This is a genomic window from Longimicrobium sp. (assembly GCF_036387355.1).
In the GTDB taxonomy this organism is placed as follows: Bacteria; Gemmatimonadota; Gemmatimonadetes; order Longimicrobiales; family Longimicrobiaceae; genus Longimicrobium.
This window is the reverse complement of the sequence record NZ_DASVTX010000007.1, coordinates 1-2,869: the sequence shown is the minus strand read 5'-3', so window position 1 is coordinate 2,869 and position 2,869 is coordinate 1. Positions and strand designations below refer to the sequence as shown.

The window sequence follows — 2,869 nt, the reverse complement described above, 5'->3', positions numbered from 1 at the left end:
CGGGCGGGGCCTCCGCCGGGCGCGGCGGCTCCACGCCGGGAGCCCGCATGGGCTCCGGCGGTGCCACGCCCGGGGCCTCCACCGGACGCGGCGGCTGCGCGGGTGGCGCCTCCAGGGTGCGCGGCGGACCGGCGGCCGGCGCTTCCACGGGGCGGACCGGCGGCGGCGCGGGCGCCTCCAGGGGGATCGGCGGCCGGGATGCCGGGGCCTCCAGCGGGCGCGGCGGGGCCTGCACGGGCCCGGTCGTCATGCGCCCGCGCGGACCCGGACGGGGGCCGGTGCGCGGCGGCGGAAAGCCCGGCGGGCGCGGGCCCGCGACTTCCGCGGGGGTGGGGGTGATGTGGCACACGGTGCACTCCACCGTGGCCCGCCCGCGCCCGCGCAGCACCCCGATCAGCCGGTTGAACCCCGCCGTCCCCGCCATCAGCGCGATGTCGGCCACCATCTGGCGGATGGGATTCGCGGCGGCGTCCAGGTGCGCGCGCGACAGCGTCGTCGTCCGCCCGTCCGCCCCCGTCTCCACCCGGCTCAGGTGGTTGGCCGCGTCCAGCAGCCGCTGCAGCGCCGTCCCCGCGAAGTCGATCTCCATCAGGTACCCGGCGGCCGTCAGCAGCCCCTTGAGCGCCAGCCCCGTGGCCGCCAGCGGCGGGCTGGCGGAGCGCATCAGCAGCGTGCTGAGGCCGTGGCCCGCAAGAAAGCCGATAAAGAACGGCAGCATGTCCTCGAACGACTGCAGCACCTGGGCGGGGAGCCCGCGCCGCACCCGCGAGTTCACCGCCTCCACCTGGTCGAAGTACACGGCCGCCGCGCGCGCCACGGCGCGGGTGGGATCGCCCATCTGCTGGCGGATGATGTTCAGGAACATCCGCAGCGCCGGGTCGTCCACCGCCGCCACGTTCAGCCCGCCGGGGAACTGCCGGGCGCCGATGTAGCCGTCGTCGCGGAACAGCAGCCCCACCGGCGTCGGAAGCGCCGCCGCCTGGTCGTCGTACCAGAGCATGCCGCCCTGCCGGTCCACGATCCCCAGCACCCGCTCCTCCGGCCACCCCGTGCCGATGCGCAGCCGGTTGCGCGCGGCGTTGGGGTTGCCCCACACGAACTGCTCAAAGATGCGCTCTTCCAGCCGCTGAAAGTGCGCGGGGTCCGTCCCTCCGGCGGCGCGGAACTCGCGCACACCCTGGGTGAACAGGTCCGTCAGGTGGAACAGGCGGCGGTTGCTCCCCACGATCCCCATCAGCTCGGGAACGGTGAGCCCGTCCGCCGCGGCGCCCTGGTGCGGGGCAATGGTGAACGCCGCGAAGTGCTCCAGGAACTGCAGGTACATCGCGGCCAGCGCCGGCTCCGTGAGCACCGACCAGTCGCCCGCCGTGGGGGTGGCCGGCTCGCGCCCGCCGCGCGTCTCCTCGCGGCTGGGAGGGGCAGTGCGGGCCGCGCTCAGGCTGTCCGTCTGCTCCCGCGCGGTCAGCCCCGCGTCCGCCACGCGGGCCTGCTCCACCAGCCCGCCCATGTCCCCCGGCCGCAGCCCCAGGCCGGCGGTGATGATGCCGCTCAGCCGCGGGTCCAGCGAAAAGTGGGGCGGGGCGCCGGCCTCGAACTCCGCCCGCGACAGGCCGCGCCGGCCTTCCAGCGTGTACGAGCCGATGGAGTCCATCACCTGCGTGGCGATGCGCTCCGCCTCCTGCGGCGTGGTGGAGCGGCGCAGAAAAATCACCAGCGAGTCCCGCACGGTGCCGTGGAACGGGATGCTGTACATCCGCGCCGCCGCGGGCGCGGACGGTCGCGCCGGCGCCCCGGGCGGAACCTGCCGCGCGAGCCGGAGGGGATGCGCGCCCAGCCCCGCCGGTCCCCATCCCGCCATCGCCCGGTCGGCGGCGGCCTCCGCCTCGCGCTCCGCGGGGTCGTCCACCGCGCCGATCTCCAGTTGATGCTGGATCGCGGGCGCGGAGCCGCGCTGCTGGACCACGTGGGCCAGCTCGTGGGCGATCAGCCGGTCGCCGGACGGCGTTCCCGGCGCGTACCGCCCCGCGCCGAAGACGATCTGCCGCCCCACCGTGTAGGCGTGTGCGGAAACGGCCCGCGCCGACTCCGCCGCCGCGCCGTCCGCGTGCACCCGCACGTCCCCGAAGCCGTGGCCGAACCGCCCCTCCATCTCCGCGCGTACGCCGGGGTCCAGGGGCGACCCCGCCGCACCCAGCACGGAGTGGACGATGGGAGGCGCCACCTCCGGCCCGGCGCCGGACGGGCTGCGCTGCAGCTCGCGCCGCTTGCGGCACTCCGCGCACTCCCCGCCGCCGGCCGGTCCCCGCCCGCAGCCGCAGCGGCGCAGCACGGGCGCGGTGCGCGCGGCGGGCGGCGGCGAGGCGGGCGTGGGCGCGGCGGACGGAACGGGCGCGGCGGGGGTTCGCATGCGTCGGGCGTTACTTGCAGTCCGCCGCGTTGCCGCTGCCGTAGCCGAAGCACGACTTTTCACACGCGTCCGCCAGCACGCCGTGCCCGCCCAGGCTCCATTCCGTCAGGTGGATCACCTCGTGGAGGATTGTGGACGCCAGCGGGCCGCACCGGGACGGGTTCATCGACTTGGGAAAGAGGTTGATGGTCTCGGTGAAGTAGCGGTGCGCCGAGCCGCAGGGGCTCGTTTCGTCGCCCTGTTCGCAGTCGATGTCCAGGTCGTTGAATTCCTTGAGGATGGCCTCCTTGAGCTCCGGGCTGCCGATGCAGTTGCTGTTGAGCACGGCGTCGTACGCCTGGCGCGCGGCGGCCAGCACGGTAGCCTCCACGAACGGGCTGGCCGCGCAGTCGTTCAGCGTGACCTTGAACGGATAGCTGGCCCCCGTGGCCGCCGGAGCCGCGGGCGCGGGCGAGGGTGCCG

The 2,869-nt window shown here is 75.6% G+C and carries 2 protein-coding genes; both read right to left on the bottom strand.

Annotation, left to right across the window (positions count from 1 at the left end; all coding sequences use genetic code 11):
• Positions 1-2,407 (bottom strand): DUF4157 domain-containing protein (locus tag VF665_RS00365; protein ID WP_331051409.1); only part of this gene is annotated, 2,407 nt, incomplete at its 3' end.
• 10 nt (positions 2,408-2,417) lie between these two features.
• A partial coding sequence (locus VF665_RS00360) for a hypothetical protein (RefSeq protein ID WP_331051408.1) occupies positions 2,418-2,869 on the bottom strand: 452 nt, incomplete at its 5' end.